Here is a 14,909-nt window from a genome sequence, read left to right as displayed (position 1 = left end):
TCATTCAACATTCATAATAAATCAATTCATCGAGGCATGAATCAGAAAATTAGAATTAAACTTCGTTCTTACGATCACAATTTGGTAGACAAATCTACAGCTAAGATTGTAAAGACAGTACGTAACACCGGTGCAGTTGTGACTGGACCGATTCCGCTGCCCACGCATAGAAAAATCTTCACAGTATTGCGTTCTCCACACGTAAACAAGAAATCTCGTGAGCAGTTTCAACTTCGTACTCACAAACGTCTTATAGAAATTTACAGTTCTACTGCTAAGACGGTAAGTGCGTTGGAAAAATTGGAATTACCTAGTGGGGTAGATATCCAAGTGAAATTAATGTAATTTGTTCATTTGTAGATTTTGACTACAATTCTTAAAAAAAGAATAAAGTGGAAGGTTTAATAGGAAAAAAAATAGGTATGACCAGCATTTTTACCGAAGCTGGTGATAATGTAGCCTGTACTGTTGTTGAGGTTGGGCCTTGTGTCGTAACGCAAGTGAAAACAGAAGAAACAGACGGTTATAATGCAATCCAATTAGGATTTGGAGAGCGCAAAGCAAAAAATACACCAAACCCTATGAAAGGGCATTTTGCTAAAGCAAATACAACTCCAAAAATTAAAGTAGCTGAATTTCGTGATAGTGCTTTGGAAAGTGCTATTGGTGATTCAGTGACTGTAACAGATGTATTTGAAGAAGGTGATGTTGTAGAAGTAACTGGAACGTCAAAAGGTAAAGGTTTCCAAGGGGTTGTTAAACGTCACGGATTTGGTGGTGTTGGACAAGCTACTCATGGTCAACACAACCGTGGTCGTGCACCTGGATCTATTGGTGCTGCGTCTTATCCAGCAAAAGTATTTAAAGGAATGAAAATGGCTGGTCGTACAGGTGGTGATAGAGTTACTACTAGCGGTTTGCAAGTAATGAAAATTTTTGCTGAGAAAAATTTATTGCTAATAAAAGGAGCAATTCCTGGTCATAAGGGTTCTCTTGTAATTGTGAAGAAATAGTCATGAAATTAGAAGTATATAATATCAAAGGTGAAAACCTCGGTAGAGAGGTTGAATTGCCCGATAATGTTTTTGGGCTTGAGTTGAACGAAAAACATGACCATGTTGTCTACCTTGCTGTTAAGCAATATTTGGCTGCACAACGCCAAGGAACTCACAAGGCAAAGAGTCGTGGTGAAATTAAAGGTTCGACTAAGAAAATCAAAAGACAAAAGGGAACAGGTACAGCTCGTGCAGGTAGTTTGAAAAACCCTTTATTCCGTGGAGGTGGACGTGTATTTGGTCCTCAACCAAGAAACTACGGAATTCAATTGAATAAAAAAGTAAAACAATTGGCTCGTAAATCGGCTCTTTCTGCTAAAGTAAAAGAAGGTGCTATCATCGTAGTAGAAGATTTTACTTTTGATGCTGCTAAAACGAAGTCGTATGTTAACTTGCTAAACAGCTTGAAAGTTGGTGAAAACACGTTGGCAGATACAAAAAGTTTATTAGTATTGGATGCTCCAGAAGCATTGGCAGCTCCAACAAAACCAAGTTTGCCTGCAAAACCAAGAGGAGCTAAGAAAAGAGCTGCTTTTGCTGAAGCAATGAAAACTTACTCTAGTGATTTGAAGCAATACAAAGAAGACAAAGCAACTTATGAGGCTTCTTTGGATGCGCACATGGACAAAGTAGAAAAAGCGTATGACAATATCGTATTGTCTAGCCGTAACCTACAAAAAGCAAGTGTTGCAGATGCTAAAACACTAAATGTTTATCAAATTTTGAACGCAAATTGTTTGGTGGTTTCTGAGTCTGCTGTAAACCGCTTGGCTAGCATGCTTTCATAAATTGAGTTTCTAGAAAAATTAAAATTGAGATAAAAGGCTATGAAAAATATCATAATTAGGCCAATTCTTACGGAAAAAACTAATGCGTTAGCTGAAAATTCACTTCTAAATCAATATACTTTTGAAGTACTTAAATCAGCTAACAAAATAGAAATTAAGAAAGCTGTTGAAGAGCAGTTTGGTGTAACAGTAGAAGCTGTTAACACTTCTATCCGTCCAGGCAAAGCAAAAGCACGTGTGGTAAAAGGTCGTCATACTAAAGGTCGTACTTCTGCGATCAAGAAAGCAATCGTAACAGTTGCAGAAGGAGAGTTTATCGAAGGTTTCTATGGTGAAGGAGACTACGATGATATCGAACTTCTAGAGGACGAAGAAGAAGCAAATGCTTAACTATATTGGAGGTAACTCCTAGAAAAGAAAAATTATTTAATAACTATAGTCGCGGAACTGATAAATTCGTAAATAACAATGCCAGTTAAAAAGTTTAATCCGATTACTCCCGGTACTAGAACTCGCGTAGCAAATAGCTTTGCGGAGTTGACTACAGACAGACCTGAGAAGAGTTTGTTGGGAAAGATGAAGAAATCAGGAGGTAGAAACAACGAAGGTCATAGAACTGTACGTCACAGAGGTGGAGGACACAAGCGTCGTTATCGTGTAATCGATTTCAAACGTAACAAAGATGGTGTACCAGCTACTGTTAAAAGTATAGAGTATGATCCAAACCGTACAGCATTTATCGCTCTTTTGGTATATGCTGATGGTGAGAAACGTTATATCGTTGCTCCTAATAAATTACAAGTAGGTGACATCATCCAATCTGGAACAGGAATCGCTCCTGATTTGGGGAACTGTATGCCTTTGGGGGAAATGCCAGTAGGTACTAAAATTCACGCTATCGAAACACGTCCAGGTAAAGGTGCTGTTTTGGTAAGAAGTGCTGGAGCAAGTGCTGAGTTGGCAGGTAAAGATGGTAAATATGTATTGATCAAATTGCCATCAAGTGAAACTCGCTTAGTTTTGGCTACTTGTAGAGCTACTGTAGGTGAGGTATCTAACAAAGATCACGGTCTAGAAGTTCTAGGTAAAGCTGGTCGTAGCCGTTGGTTAGGTCGTCGTCCTAGAGTTCGTGGTGTGGCGATGAACCCAGTAGATCACCCAATGGGTGGTGGTGAAGGTAGAGCATCTGGAGGACATCCTCGCTCTCGTACTGGTGTAATGGCTAAAGGCCAAAAAACTAGAAAGCCTAAGAAGTACTCTAATAAGTTTATTGTTACAAGAAGAAAAATCAAAAAATAGATGGCACGCTCATTAAAAAAGGGGCCTTATATTTATCACAAGCTCTTGAAAAAAGTAGCTAAGGCCAAAGAATCTAGAAAGAAAACAGTAATTAAAACATGGTCTCGTTCTTCGATGATTATTCCATTTATGGTAGGAGAAACGATTGCTGTTCATAATGGTAAAACTTTTGTTCCTGTATTTGTTACTGAGAATATGGTTGGTCACAAACTCGGTGAGTTTTCTCCAACTCGTACTTACAGAGGACACGGAGGAAATAAAAAGAAATAATTAATACAATAGCAAAGTTCAAATAAAAGTTATGGAACAAAATCAAGAGTTTGTAACAGCTGTTGCGAAAATAAAAAACTGCCAGATGTCTGCGCGCAAAATGCGTTTGGTTGCGGATATCATCCGTGGTGTAGAAGTAGAAAAAGCGCTAGGTATTTTAAAATATACCAAAAAAGAAGCTGCTAGATGGTTGGATAAACTATTGACTTCTGCTATCGCTAACTGGGGTGTATTGACTGATGAAGAAGCAGATGATTATGAATTGGTCGTTTCTGCTATTTGGGTAGACCAAGGATCTCAGTTAAAGCGTTTCCGCCCAGCACCACATGGTCGCGCACACCGTATTCGCAAACACTTCTGTCACGTAACACTTCAAGTAACCAATACAAAAACATTGGAAATTAAAGAAGTTAGTGAAGAAGTTGCATACGAAGAAGTAGAAGAAACCGAATAATAAAAGAAGTATAACACTAATTAAATATTATGGGACAAAAGACAAATCCTATAGGTAATCGTTTAGGAATCATCCGTGGATGGGACTCTAACTGGTTCGGTGGTAAATCCTTTGCTGACAATGTTGTTGGTGATGAAAAAATCCGTCGTTATCTAAAAGTACGTGTTGATAAAGGAGGGATTGCTCGTATCGTTATTGAGCGTACCTTGAAGCGTATTACTGTTACTATTCACACTTCTCGCCCAGGTATCATCATTGGTAAAGGTGGACAAGAAGTAGATAGAATTCGTGAAGAGTTGAAGCAGTTGACAAAAACTGATGTTCAAATCAATATCGTAGAAATTCGCAAGCCTGAGTTAAATGCTCAAATCGTAGGTGAAACTATCGCCAAGCAAGTAGAAGCACGTATCAACTATCGTAAAGCTACTAAAATGGCTATCCAATCAACTATGCGTGCAGGAGCTGAAGGTATCAAAGTGCGTTTGTCTGGACGTTTGAACGGAGCAGAGATGGCTCGTTCTGAGGAGTACAAAGAAGGAAGAAGTCCTTTGCATACTTTCCGTGCAGATGTTGACTATGCTATGGTTGAAGCCTTGACGGTTTATGGTAAAATTGGAATCAAAGTTTGGTTGTGTCGTGGAGAAATCTTCGAAAAAGTAGACTTGTTCCCAACACCAGCTAAACGTGACCGCAAAGGAAATCAAGGAGGTAGAGATAACAACCGTAGAAGAGGTAGCGGAAACAACGATCGTAGAAGAAGAAAATAAAAGCATTAAATATTTAAACTTTCTAAAAGTTTTTTATATTTTTGCACTCGCTTTGACTGTCTGCTTGTCAGACAAATAGGAATCATTGCGACTAAAATTAATGGAAATTAATCAATTGTAGAGAGATGTTACAGCCAAAAAAAACAAAATACCGCAAGCAGCAAAAAGGTCGCAATAGAGGTCTTGCTCACAGAGGCTCTAAGATCGCTTTTGGCTCTTTTGGTCTAAAAGCCTTAGAGGGTGCTTGGATAACTAGCCGCCAAATAGAAGCTGCTCGTATTGCTATGACTCGCTACATGAAACGTGAAGGTAAAGTGTGGATTCGCATTTTTCCTGACAAACCAGTTACCAAAAAGCCTGCAGAAGTACGTATGGGTAAAGGTAAAGGTGCTTTGTCTCACTATGTAGCTGTTATTAGACCTGGAAGAATTATGTTCGAATTAGATGGTGTGCCACAATCTGTAGCAGAAGAAGCACTTCGTTTAGCCGCTCAAAAACTTGCAGTGCCGACTAAATTTGTAGTTCGTAATGACTACGCAGAATAATAACGCTTAAACTAATATAGGAAATGGCTAAATTAGAATTAAAAGGCTTAAGTGTTCAGGAGTTGAATGAAGAGTTGGAAACAACTCAAAAGCACTATTACTCGTTGAAGTTTAACAATGCAGTTTCTAGCTTAGAAAATACTGCTGAAATTAAAACAGTAAGACGTAATATTGCACGCATCAAAACTGAAATCAGAGCAAAAGAACTAGCTGAGTCAACTCAAAAAAGAGACAAAATTCAAGCTAGAAGAAGGTTAGCAAAAAAGATTAAAAAGTAATTTAAATAAATTCCGCAATGGAAGATAATAAAAGAAACTTACGCAAGCAGCGTGTTGGTGTCGTAACCAGCAACAAGATGGACAAGAGTATTTCTGTCTCTGTTGAGCGTCGTGTAAAGCACCCTATTTACAGTAAGACTGTAAAAATGTCTAAAAAATTCATCGCTCATGATGAAGAAAATACTTGTAACATGGGGGACATAGTACGCATCATGGAAACTCGACCATTGAGCAAACGCAAGCGCTGGAGATTAGTTGAAATTATAGAACGTGCGAAATAGATAATAAGTCATGATACAACAAGAAAGTAGACTAAAAGTAGCTGATAATACAGGTGCCAAAGAGGTGCTTTGTATTAAGGTTTTGGGCGGTTCTAGAAGACGATATGCCTCTGTTGGTGATATCATCGTAGTAACTGTCAAAGACGCTGCTCCTGGTGGTCTAAAAAAAGGTACTGTTTCTAAGGCAGTAATCGTTAGAACTAAAAAAGAAATCCGCAGAAAAGATGGATCTTATATCCGTTTTGATGACAATGCAGTTGTATTGTTGTCTGCTAGTGAAGAACCTCGTGGTAGCCGTATATTCGGACCTGTAGCGCGTGAACTTCGTGAGCGTGATTTTATGAGAATTGTTTCATTGGCACCTGAAGTATTATAATAAAGTCATGAAGAAATCAAATAAGAAAATCAAATGCCAGATCAGAAAAGGAGACAACGTTGTTGTACTTTCTGGTGATAGCAAAGGTGATACTGGTGTTGTAGAAGCAGTCTTCTTAGAAGATTATAGAGCAATCGTAAAAGGTGTTAATATGGTTAAACGCCATGTACGCCCTTCTGCTGAACAACCTGGTGGCATTGTCGAAAAAGAGGCTCCTATCCACATTTCCAACTTAATGTTGGTAGATGCTAACGGTGAGGCTAGCCGTATTAAAAGAACTAGAAATGAGAACGGTAAATTGGTTCGCGTTTCTAAGAAAACACAAGAGGTAATTTAGTAATGGACTATCAACCAACATTAAAAACTAAATACAGAGAAGAATTAATCCCTCAATTGATGGAGAAATTCAATTATGACTCTGTAATGCAAGTACCTAAGCTAACCAAAATTTGCCTTTCTCAAGGTGTTGGGTTGGCGACTTCTGACAAAAAACTTGTTGATAATGCAGTTAATGAGATGACTATCATCGCTGGTCAGAAGGCTGTAAAGACTGTGGCAAGAAAATCAATCTCTAACTTTAAACTTAGAGACGGTATGCCAATTGGTGCTAGAGTAACTCTACGCAACAACCAAATGTATGAATTTTTGTATAAATTGATCGCTATCGCACTTCCTCGTGTACGTGACTTTAGAGGGATCAATGATAAGAGCTTTGACGGTAGAGGGAACTACTCTATGGGTATTACTGAGCAAATCATTTTCCCTGAAATTGATTTGGACAAAATTCCTCGTATCACTGGTATGGATATTACTTTTGTAACAACCGCAGAAACAGATGAGGAAGCACTAGAATTATTGAAACTTTTAGGTTTACCTTTCAAAAACCAATAAATAAAATGGCTAGAAAAGCAGTAATAGCAAGAGAGAAAAAAAGAGAAAAATTGGTGGCTAAGTACGCAAAATTGCGTGCAGAACTAAAAGCTAAAGGAGACTATGAGGCATTGGATAAACTTCCAAAAAACTCTTCTAAAGTTCGTTTGCACAATCGTTGTCAACTAACTGGTCGTCCAAAAGGTTATATGCGCCAATTTGGAATTTCTCGTGTAACGTTCAGAGAAATGGCTCTTAAAGGTCTTATACCTGGAATCACAAAAGCTAGTTGGTAAGCGTTTAGAAATTATCCAACAATACAATATATTCAATAGCACAGTCAACTAGACTAAAGCTTTAAAAATTATTTTTTGAATCAGTAATTACATCCTTCTCCAGGATAATAATTGCGATTAAAACAGAAAGTATGGCACTTACTGATCCTATTGCGGATTACTTAACACGTATCCGTAATGCACAGATGGCTGGACACCGTATGGTTACAATTCCTGCATCTAACTTGAAAAAAAGTATCACCGAAATCTTGTACAATCAAGGTTACATTTTGAAATATAAATTTGAGGAGACTGAAAATAAGCAGGGTCAAATCTTAATCGCTTTGAAATACGATAGAGAAACAAAACGTCCTGTTATTCAAAAGTTGAAGAGAGTTTCTAGACCTGGTTTGAGACACTATGTAAAAGCAAGTGAACTACCAAATATCATCAATGGACTAGGAACAGCTGTTGTTTCTACTTCTAAAGGTGTATTAACTGAAAAAACAGCTAGAAAAGAAAATGTAGGTGGTGAAGTTCTATTCTATGTTTACTAGAACAGAATAGTTAGACAGAATTAAACAAGACCATAAATAATTAAAATATATTAAAATGTCAAGAATAGGAAAAACTCCAATCGATTTGCCAGCCGGAGTAGAGTTTAAAATTGACAATAATTGGGTAACTGTTAAAGGACCTAAAGGAGAGTTGAAACAACACATTAACTCTGATGGTATCTCTTTAGAGCAAGAAGGCAACCAAGTTATTGTTAAAAGAACAACTGAACAAAAACGCCATAAAGCTATGCACGGATTGTACCGTCAGCTTGTTTATAATATGGTAGAAGGTGTATCTAATGGCTTCAAAATTGAATTAGAATTACATGGTATCGGTTACCGTGCTAAAAACACTGGACAGTTGTTAGAATTAGCTCTAGGTTATTCTCACCCTGTTATGTTTTACATACCAGATGAAGTAAAAGTAGAGACAGTATCTGAAAAAGGTAAAGCTCCTGCTGTTATTTTGACGAGCATTGATAAACAGTTGATAGGACAAGTAGCGGCTAAGATCCGTGGGTTCCGTAAAACTGAGCCTTACAAAGGTAAAGGTGTTCGCTTCAAAGGTGAAGAAATACGTAGAAAAGCTGGTAAAACAGCTGCTAAATAAATAGTTAGATAATATTCTCTTAAATATATAAGAATCATGAGTTCTAAGACACTAAGTAGTCGTAAAAGAGTTCACAGACGAATTAGAAAAAAAATCTCTGGAACTGCAGCTAGACCTAGATTATCGGTTTTTAGAAGCAACAAAAGTATCTATGCTCAACTAATCAACGACGAAACTGCTACCACTTTGGTTGCAGCAGCGTCTAAAGAAGTTGAAGCAGGAACAAAAATGGATCAAGCTAAAGCGGTAGGTCGTTTATTAGCTACCAAAGCTCTTGAAGCAGGAATTACAAGTGTAGTTTTTGATAGAAGTGGCTACATTTATCATGGTCGCATAAAAGCTTTGGCTGATGGTGCACGTGGCGAGCGAAAAGAAGATGGAACCAACGAATTGTTACAATTCTAAATCTGAAAAAAATGGCTAAGAAAAAAAATAATAGAGTAAAATCTACCGAATCAGAAATGAAGGAAAAGTTAGTAGCACTTAACCGTGTTGCTAAAGTTACTAAAGGTGGACGTACATTTAGCTTTGCTGCTATTGTAGTAGTAGGAGATGGTAATGGAACAGTAGGGCATGGATTAGGTAAAGCTCGCGAGGTGGCAAGTGCAATTACAAAAGCTGCTGACGATGCTAAGAAAAGCCTTATTCACGTGCCTGTATATAAAGGTACTATCCCTCATGCTCAGCATGGGAAGTATGGTGCTGGTAAAGTTTTGATCAAACCTGCTGCTGATGGTACAGGGGTAATCGCAGGTGGTGCTATGCGTGCAGTGCTTGAGATGGCTGGAGTGCATAACGTATTGGCTAAATCTTTGGGTAGCTCTAACCCACACAATGTAATTAAAGCAACTATCGATGCGTTGAGCAGATTACGTTCTCCTATTGATATTGCTAAAACTAGAGGAATTTCTTTAAAGAAAGTTTTTGAAGGCTAATCGTTAAATACAATTTAAAATGGCTAAAATTAAAGTTACTCAAGTAAAAAGCGTCATCGATCGCACAAAAAGGCAAAAAGCAACTATGCAAGCATTAGGTTTACGTAAAATGAACCAAACTGTAGAGCATGAAAGCACGCCACAAATATTGGGTATGATTAACAAAGTTAAGCACTTAGTAAAAACAGAGGAAGCTTAGTTGGTGATCTCTTTGCAATAGTGTTATTCATAATTATAATTATTGATATCTTTATATCAGTAAGATAATTTCAAATAAGATGAAACTTAATAATTTAAAACCTGCTAAAGGTTCTGTTAAAAATAAAAAGCGTATCGCTCGTGGTGTAGGTGCTGGTTCTGGACGTACGGCTACTCGTGGACACAAAGGTGCTAAATCTCGTTCTGGGTTCTCTAATATGAGATACTTTGAAGGTGGTCAAATGCCTTTGCAAAAAGTAGTGCCTAAGCGTGGATTCAAAAACACACACCGTCGTTACCAATCTACTAGACCAACTGACTTTACTCCAATGAACTTGAGTCAATTGGAATACTTCGCAAGTAAGCACAACTTAACAGAAATTACTTCTGCTACATTGAGAGAATTAGGAGTTATTTCTGGAACAGCATCTTGCAAAGTTTTAGGTGCTGGTGAGTTGAAAACGGCTTTGGAGGTTACTGCTAATCGTTTTTCTGCTTCTGCTAAAAAAGCAATTTTGGATGCTGGTGGAAAAGCTTTCGTAGAATTAAAACTAAACACACTTCAAGGTATTGCTGATGCAGATGGTGTAGACAAAATAGATCTAGCACTTATTCGCAAGCATTTCAGTTTTGTAGGAGAGGACGACGCTGTACATGTTGTTGCAGAGGGAACAATCTCAAACAAACTTACTCTAGAAGTAAATAAAATTTCTGAAGAAGCTAAAGCTCAGGTAGAAGCCCTTGGCGGATCTATAGCTTTGGTATAAGTATAAAAAAGAATTGAAGGTGTATTCCTTCAATTCTTTTTGTGCGCTTCATCTAATAATATCTTAAGATAATGAATGGTTTAATTAAAAAATTACAAGACATCTGGGCGGTAGAGGAATTGCGTAATCGTATCCTTCTTACTGTTGGATTTCTTGCAGTTTATCGCTTTGGAAGTTTTGTTATTTTGCCTGGTATCGATGCAGAGGCTTTAGCTAATGCGGTAGGTACTAATTCTGGTGGTTTAATAGGACTGTTAGACACGTTTACAGGAGGTTCTTTCTTCAAGGCAGCTGTATTTGCACTGGGGATTATGCCTTATATCTCTGCATCTATTATTGTACAACTATTAGGATTTGCTGTGCCATACTTCCAGAAACTCCAAAAAGATGGAGAAAATGGGCAAAGAAAGTTGAACCAAATCACTCGAGTTATTACAATTGCTATTACAATCGTACAAGGCTCTGCTTACTTGACTTATTTGAACTCTCAGCAAGGGGTAATTATGCCTCAGATTCCTCCTACGGTATTCTGGTTGGCTAATATTATTATTCTTACAGCTGGTACGGTGTTCTGTATGTGGTTGGGAGAGCGTATTACTGACAAAGGAGTTGGTAATGGTATTTCATTATTGATTACTGCGGGTATTATTGCTGCTTTACCAGGTGCTTTTGTAAGCGAATTTAACTTAAAGTTAGGAACAGGACAATTGGTTATTTTTATACTAGAAATGGCTTTGTTTGTTGCTGTTGTAATGGCAAGTGTTGCTTTGGTACAAGCAGTTAGAAAAATTAAAATACAATTTGCGAAGCATATGATCGGTCGTAATAATCTTACTGAACTTGGTACAGAAAGAGATTATTTGCCTATCAAATTGAACGCAGCAGGTGTAATGCCAATTATCTTTGCACAAGCATTGATGTTTGTACCTGGAGCAGTGGCTGGAGCCTTGGGTAGTGAGAGTGGATTTTGGGCTGTTTTGGCTGACTTTACCTCTTTACCTTATAATGTAGTGTTCTTTTTACTAGTTGTTATATTTACATATGTTTATACAGCATTGATTGTAAATCCACAACAATATGCAGACCACTTGAAGCGTCAAAATGCATTTATTCCTGGTGTTAAACAAGGAAATGATACAGCAGAGTATATTGATGAGGTAACCACTTTGGTCACTTTGCCTGGTTCAATTGCTTTAGGTGTTATTTCTATTATTCCTGGTGTTGCTGCTGCAACAATTACTTCAAATGTTGGTTTTGCCATCTTCTTTGGAGGTACATCATTGTTGATTCTTGTGGCAGTTGTCTTGGATACACTACAGCAAATTGATGGACATCTATCTATGCATGGATATGATGTTAGAAAAATCAAAGGAAGAACTAGAACTACTGAAACGGAAGATTCAGTACTCTAAAAATAAGAAGCATAAAATCAAACAACCTAATTTATTTGTAAGTTATTATTAAATAGACATTTAAAAATTAGGTTATTTAAATTAATATTTAGATATTCGCAGTCCGAAAAGAAAATCTATGGCTAAGCAAGAATTAATCCGCCAGGATGGAATTATTACTGAGGCATTGTCAAATGCAATGTTTCGGGTTCAATTAGAAAATGAGCATATCATTATTGCAACAATCTCAGGAAAAATGAGAATGAATTACATTCGTATATTGCCTGGTGATAAGGTAGCAGTTGAAATGTCTCCATATGATTTAACCAGAGGGCGCATCATTTATCGCTATAAATAAAATTAACTAGAATCATGAAAGTAAGACCATCTGTCAAGAAGCGTTCTGCCGATTGTAAAATCGTACGCCGAAAGGGAAAAGTTTACATTATCAATAAAAAAAATCCTAAGTTCAAGCAACGTCAAGGATAATTAATAGAAGCATAAATTTTAATAGTTAGATATGGCTCGTATTGCAGGGGTAGATTTACCCAAGAACAAGAGAGGTGTAATTGGCCTAACATACATCTATGGTATCGGCCTAACATCAGCAAAAGAAATCTTAAATGAAGCTGGTGTTGATCAAAGTGTCAAAGTAAGAGAATGGAATGATAAAGATATCAAAAGCATTCGTCAAATTCTTGCTGATAAATATACAGTAGAAGGTCAATTGCGTACAGAGGTTCAATTGAACATTAAGCGTTTAATGGATATTGCTTGCTACAGAGGATTACGTCACAGAAAAGGTTTACCTTTGCGCGGACAACGTACGCAAACTAATGCTCGTACTCGTAAAGGAAAACGTAAGACTGTTGCGAACAAGAAGAAAGCAGGTAAATAATAAATAAAATCTAATCGACTAGATTATATAATATAGTTATGGCAAAGTCTAAAAAAGTAAAAAAGAAGAACGTAAAAGTTGAAGCGCAAGGTCAAGCTCACATACGTGCATCATTCAACAATATTATTGTCACATTGACAAATAATGCGGGTCAAACAATCTCTTGGGGTTCTGCTGGTAAAGCTAACTTTAGAGGTTCTAAGAAAAACACGCCTTATGCTGCTCAAATTGCTGCTACTGATGCGGCTAAAGAAGCATACGATTGTGGTTTAAGAAGTGTAACAGTATATGTAAAAGGACCAGGTTCTGGACGTGAAGCTGCAATCCGTGCGATTGATGCTGCTGGAATCAAAGTTTTGACTATCTTGGACGTGACGCCTATACCACACAATGGTTGTCGTCCTCCTAAGAAACGTAGAGTATAAAAATCAAAATCAGTTGTAAATGCCCTTCTATTGCTGGGATTGGTAGTTGCAACACAAATGTTATTAAAAAATGGCAAGGTACACAGGACCTAAATCAAAGAAAGCAAGAGCGCTAGGTGAAGCAATCTTTGGTTACGATAAAGTTTTTGAAAAGAAAAAATATGGACCAGGACAACACGGTCCTTCTAAGCGTCGCAAACAAAAATCGGATTATGCAATCCAATTGACGGAAAAACAAAAAGCTAAATATACTTATGGTGTATTAGAGCGTCAATTCCGCAAAATGTTTGACAAAGCATCTAGACAAGATGGTAAAACAGGTGAAAACTTGTTCAAATTGTTGGAGGCTCGTTTAGACAATACAGTTTACCGTCTAGGTATTGCTCCTACTCGTAGAGCAGCTCGTCAATTAGTTTCTCACAAACACATCGCTGTTAATGGTGTAGTAACTAATATCGCTTCTTGTACCTTACGTCCAGGTGATGTTGTTCAAGTTCGTGGTAAATCTCAAGGAATGCAATCTATCTTGGATTCTATCAATACAAATTCTCAAAATGTTCGCAAATTCCCTTGGTTGGAGTGGAATGGAGACAAAATGGAAGGTGTGTTTATTCAAGCACCTAACAGAGAAGAAATTCCAGAGAAAATCAACGAGCAATTAATCGTAGAACTTTACTCGAAATAATCCTTTTTAAGGAACATACTTTTGCTGTTTTTAGGACTTCATATCGAAGTCCTAAAAATCGTTAAAGGCAATTGTCAATTAATTAGAAATTCTCCACCATCAGATACTAATAATCTTATGAGTTTATTAAACTTCCAAAAACCAGATAAAATCCTTCTTAAGAAAGCAGATGATTTTGATGGTCAATTTGAATTTAAACCTCTAGAGCCTGGCTTTGGTCAAACTATTGGTAATTCTTTACGTCGTGTATTGTTATCTTCTTTAGAAGGACATGCGATTTCTGCGGTTCGTATCCGTGGTGTCGACCATGAGTTTTCTTCTATCAAAGGAGTGGTTGAAGATGTTGTTGACATCATCTTAAACCTAAAACAAGTACGTTTGAAGTATTTGTTAGAGGGCGAAGGAGAAGAAGCTGAGAAAATTTATGCTACTATTAGTGGTAAAGATACATTTACTGCTGGTGATTTGGGTGAGGCAACCAATGTTTTTGATGTAACAAATCCTGATCTAGTTATCTGTCACATGGAAACTTCTGTTACCTTAGAAGTAGAATTGACCGTTACCAAAGGTAGAGGATATGTTTCGGCTGAAGAAAACTTGCCTAAGGATGCTCCAATCGGATATATTCCAATTGATGCGATCTATACTCCAATCAAAAATGTAAAATATGCAGTTTCTAGTAGTCGTGTAGGTCAACACACAGATTATGAGAAATTAACTATAGATTTAAAAACAGATGGTACTATTCATCCTGAATATGCGATCAAAGAAGCTTCTAAAATTTTGATTCAACACTTGATGTTAATCTCTGATGAGAACATTACTTTTGATGATGATTCTAGAAAAGAAGATAATATTGTAGATGAACACATCTTGCACATGCGCAAATTATTGAAAACTTCTTTGGAAGATTTAGATCTTTCTGTTCGTGCTTACAACTGTCTAAAAGCAGCTAAAATCAACTCTTTGGCTGATTTGGTACAGTTCGAAACACATGAATTGTTAAAATTCCGTAACTTTGGTAAAAAGTCTTTGGTAGAAATCGAAGAACTTTTAGTTGAAAAAAGCCTTTCTTTCGGAATGGACTTGTCTAAATACAAATTAGACGAAGAATAAGCATTTAAATTTGCTCGCATCTATTGATGCGGCTGTTTTATTATAAAAATTGCAGTAACGGAAACATCT

28 protein-coding genes and 1 pseudogene are annotated in these 14,909 nt (G+C 37.1%); all 29 read left to right on the top strand.

Going from position 1 to position 14,909, the window contains the following annotated elements; genetic code table 11:
• Positions 1-36: 36 nt before the first annotated feature.
• Positions 37-345, top strand: a complete 309-nt coding sequence (gene rpsJ / locus QP953_RS00415) for a 30S ribosomal protein S10 (protein WP_052595546.1) — start codon at positions 37-39, stop codon at positions 343-345.
• A gap of 47 nt (positions 346-392) precedes the next feature.
• Positions 393-1,013 (top strand): 50S ribosomal protein L3, encoded by a 621-nt coding sequence (gene rplC / locus QP953_RS00410; RefSeq protein WP_052595544.1) that lies wholly within the window; start codon positions 393-395, stop codon positions 1,011-1,013.
• A gap of 2 nt (positions 1,014-1,015) precedes the next feature.
• Positions 1,016-1,510 (top strand): annotated as a pseudogene (rplD, locus tag QP953_RS28590) (50S ribosomal protein L4); the annotation flags it as partial.
• Positions 1,511-1,600: 90 nt separating this feature from the next.
• The gene (gene rplD, locus QP953_RS28585) at positions 1,601-1,843 is read left to right on the top strand and encodes a 50S ribosomal protein L4 (RefSeq protein ID WP_368667157.1); all 243 of its coding nucleotides are present in this window, start codon (positions 1,601-1,603) and stop codon (positions 1,841-1,843) included.
• Between the two features lie 39 nt (positions 1,844-1,882).
• Positions 1,883-2,233 (top strand): 50S ribosomal protein L23, encoded by a 351-nt coding sequence (gene rplW / locus QP953_RS00400; RefSeq protein ID WP_052595539.1) that lies wholly within the window; start codon positions 1,883-1,885, stop codon positions 2,231-2,233.
• Positions 2,234-2,311: 78 nt separating this feature from the next.
• On the top strand, positions 2,312-3,142 hold the full coding sequence (gene rplB, locus QP953_RS00395) for a 50S ribosomal protein L2 (protein WP_052595538.1): 831 nt from the start codon (positions 2,312-2,314) through the stop codon (positions 3,140-3,142).
• A complete protein-coding gene (gene rpsS, locus QP953_RS00390; protein WP_052595536.1) occupies positions 3,143-3,412 on the top strand; it encodes a 30S ribosomal protein S19 in 270 nt (89 codons plus the stop codon). It abuts the gene before it with no gap.
• A 31-nt stretch (positions 3,413-3,443) separates the two neighbouring features.
• Complete coding sequence (rplV, locus tag QP953_RS00385) at positions 3,444-3,866, top strand: 50S ribosomal protein L22 (protein WP_052595533.1); 423 nt, start codon at positions 3,444-3,446, stop codon at positions 3,864-3,866.
• A 29-nt stretch (positions 3,867-3,895) separates the two neighbouring features.
• Positions 3,896-4,633, top strand: coding sequence for a 30S ribosomal protein S3 (gene rpsC / locus QP953_RS00380; RefSeq protein ID WP_052595531.1), 738 nt, complete (start codon positions 3,896-3,898; stop codon positions 4,631-4,633).
• A 125-nt stretch (positions 4,634-4,758) separates the two neighbouring features.
• Complete coding sequence (gene rplP, locus QP953_RS00375; RefSeq protein WP_052595529.1) at positions 4,759-5,178, top strand: 50S ribosomal protein L16; 420 nt, start codon at positions 4,759-4,761, stop codon at positions 5,176-5,178.
• 23 nt (positions 5,179-5,201) lie between these two features.
• On the top strand, positions 5,202-5,456 hold the full coding sequence (gene rpmC, locus QP953_RS00370) for a 50S ribosomal protein L29 (protein ID WP_063833074.1): 255 nt from the start codon (positions 5,202-5,204) through the stop codon (positions 5,454-5,456).
• 17 nt (positions 5,457-5,473) lie between these two features.
• Complete coding sequence (rpsQ, locus tag QP953_RS00365) at positions 5,474-5,737, top strand: 30S ribosomal protein S17 (protein ID WP_052595527.1); 264 nt, start codon at positions 5,474-5,476, stop codon at positions 5,735-5,737.
• A 10-nt stretch (positions 5,738-5,747) separates the two neighbouring features.
• Complete coding sequence (gene rplN / locus QP953_RS00360; protein WP_052595525.1) at positions 5,748-6,113, top strand: 50S ribosomal protein L14; 366 nt, start codon at positions 5,748-5,750, stop codon at positions 6,111-6,113.
• A 7-nt stretch (positions 6,114-6,120) separates the two neighbouring features.
• Entirely contained in the window at positions 6,121-6,450 is a 330-nt protein-coding gene (gene rplX / locus QP953_RS00355) for a 50S ribosomal protein L24 (protein WP_052595522.1), read from the top strand.
• Positions 6,451-6,452: 2 nt separating this feature from the next.
• Positions 6,453-7,004, top strand: coding sequence for a 50S ribosomal protein L5 (gene rplE, locus QP953_RS00350; protein ID WP_052595520.1), 552 nt, complete (start codon positions 6,453-6,455; stop codon positions 7,002-7,004).
• A gap of 5 nt (positions 7,005-7,009) precedes the next feature.
• Positions 7,010-7,279 carry a 30S ribosomal protein S14 gene (rpsN, locus tag QP953_RS00345; RefSeq protein WP_052595518.1) on the top strand — a complete coding sequence of 90 codons (270 nt, stop codon included), beginning with the start codon at positions 7,010-7,012 and terminating at the stop codon, positions 7,277-7,279.
• Between the two features lie 131 nt (positions 7,280-7,410).
• Positions 7,411-7,815, top strand: a complete 405-nt coding sequence (rpsH, locus tag QP953_RS00340; RefSeq protein ID WP_052595516.1) for a 30S ribosomal protein S8 — start codon at positions 7,411-7,413, stop codon at positions 7,813-7,815.
• 55 nt (positions 7,816-7,870) lie between these two features.
• On the top strand, positions 7,871-8,425 hold the full coding sequence (gene rplF, locus QP953_RS00335) for a 50S ribosomal protein L6 (RefSeq protein WP_052595514.1): 555 nt from the start codon (positions 7,871-7,873) through the stop codon (positions 8,423-8,425).
• A 36-nt stretch (positions 8,426-8,461) separates the two neighbouring features.
• On the top strand, positions 8,462-8,830 hold the full coding sequence (gene rplR, locus QP953_RS00330) for a 50S ribosomal protein L18 (RefSeq protein WP_309553629.1): 369 nt from the start codon (positions 8,462-8,464) through the stop codon (positions 8,828-8,830).
• Positions 8,831-8,841: 11 nt separating this feature from the next.
• The gene (gene rpsE, locus QP953_RS00325) at positions 8,842-9,360 is read left to right on the top strand and encodes a 30S ribosomal protein S5 (protein WP_052595510.1); all 519 of its coding nucleotides are present in this window, start codon (positions 8,842-8,844) and stop codon (positions 9,358-9,360) included.
• A 19-nt stretch (positions 9,361-9,379) separates the two neighbouring features.
• Entirely contained in the window at positions 9,380-9,559 is a 180-nt protein-coding gene (gene rpmD, locus QP953_RS00320) for a 50S ribosomal protein L30 (RefSeq protein WP_052595508.1), read from the top strand.
• A gap of 79 nt (positions 9,560-9,638) precedes the next feature.
• A complete protein-coding gene (gene rplO, locus QP953_RS00315; RefSeq protein ID WP_309553628.1) occupies positions 9,639-10,325 on the top strand; it encodes a 50S ribosomal protein L15 in 687 nt (228 codons plus the stop codon).
• A 71-nt stretch (positions 10,326-10,396) separates the two neighbouring features.
• Entirely contained in the window at positions 10,397-11,737 is a 1,341-nt protein-coding gene (gene secY, locus QP953_RS00310; RefSeq protein WP_052595506.1) for a preprotein translocase subunit SecY, read from the top strand.
• Positions 11,738-11,855: 118 nt separating this feature from the next.
• Positions 11,856-12,074, top strand: coding sequence for a translation initiation factor IF-1 (gene infA / locus QP953_RS00305; protein WP_052595504.1), 219 nt, complete (start codon positions 11,856-11,858; stop codon positions 12,072-12,074).
• Positions 12,075-12,088: 14 nt separating this feature from the next.
• Positions 12,089-12,205, top strand: coding sequence for a type B 50S ribosomal protein L36 (gene ykgO, locus QP953_RS00300; RefSeq protein WP_072010990.1), 117 nt, complete (start codon positions 12,089-12,091; stop codon positions 12,203-12,205).
• Positions 12,206-12,236: 31 nt separating this feature from the next.
• Positions 12,237-12,614, top strand: coding sequence for a 30S ribosomal protein S13 (gene rpsM / locus QP953_RS00295; protein WP_052595502.1), 378 nt, complete (start codon positions 12,237-12,239; stop codon positions 12,612-12,614).
• Positions 12,615-12,652: 38 nt separating this feature from the next.
• On the top strand, positions 12,653-13,039 hold the full coding sequence (rpsK, locus tag QP953_RS00290; protein WP_052595500.1) for a 30S ribosomal protein S11: 387 nt from the start codon (positions 12,653-12,655) through the stop codon (positions 13,037-13,039).
• Positions 13,040-13,109: 70 nt separating this feature from the next.
• The gene (gene rpsD / locus QP953_RS00285) at positions 13,110-13,724 is read left to right on the top strand and encodes a 30S ribosomal protein S4 (protein ID WP_052595498.1); all 615 of its coding nucleotides are present in this window, start codon (positions 13,110-13,112) and stop codon (positions 13,722-13,724) included.
• A gap of 117 nt (positions 13,725-13,841) precedes the next feature.
• Positions 13,842-14,840 (top strand): DNA-directed RNA polymerase subunit alpha, encoded by a 999-nt coding sequence (locus tag QP953_RS00280; RefSeq protein WP_052595496.1) that lies wholly within the window; start codon positions 13,842-13,844, stop codon positions 14,838-14,840.
• Positions 14,841-14,909 lie beyond the last annotated feature (69 nt).

The organism is Aureispira sp. CCB-E, assembly GCF_031326345.1.
Taxonomy (GTDB): domain Bacteria; phylum Bacteroidota; class Bacteroidia; order Chitinophagales; family Saprospiraceae; genus Aureispira.
Note: the sequence above shows the minus strand (reverse complement) of the source record. Positions and strands in the feature narration are given on the sequence as shown.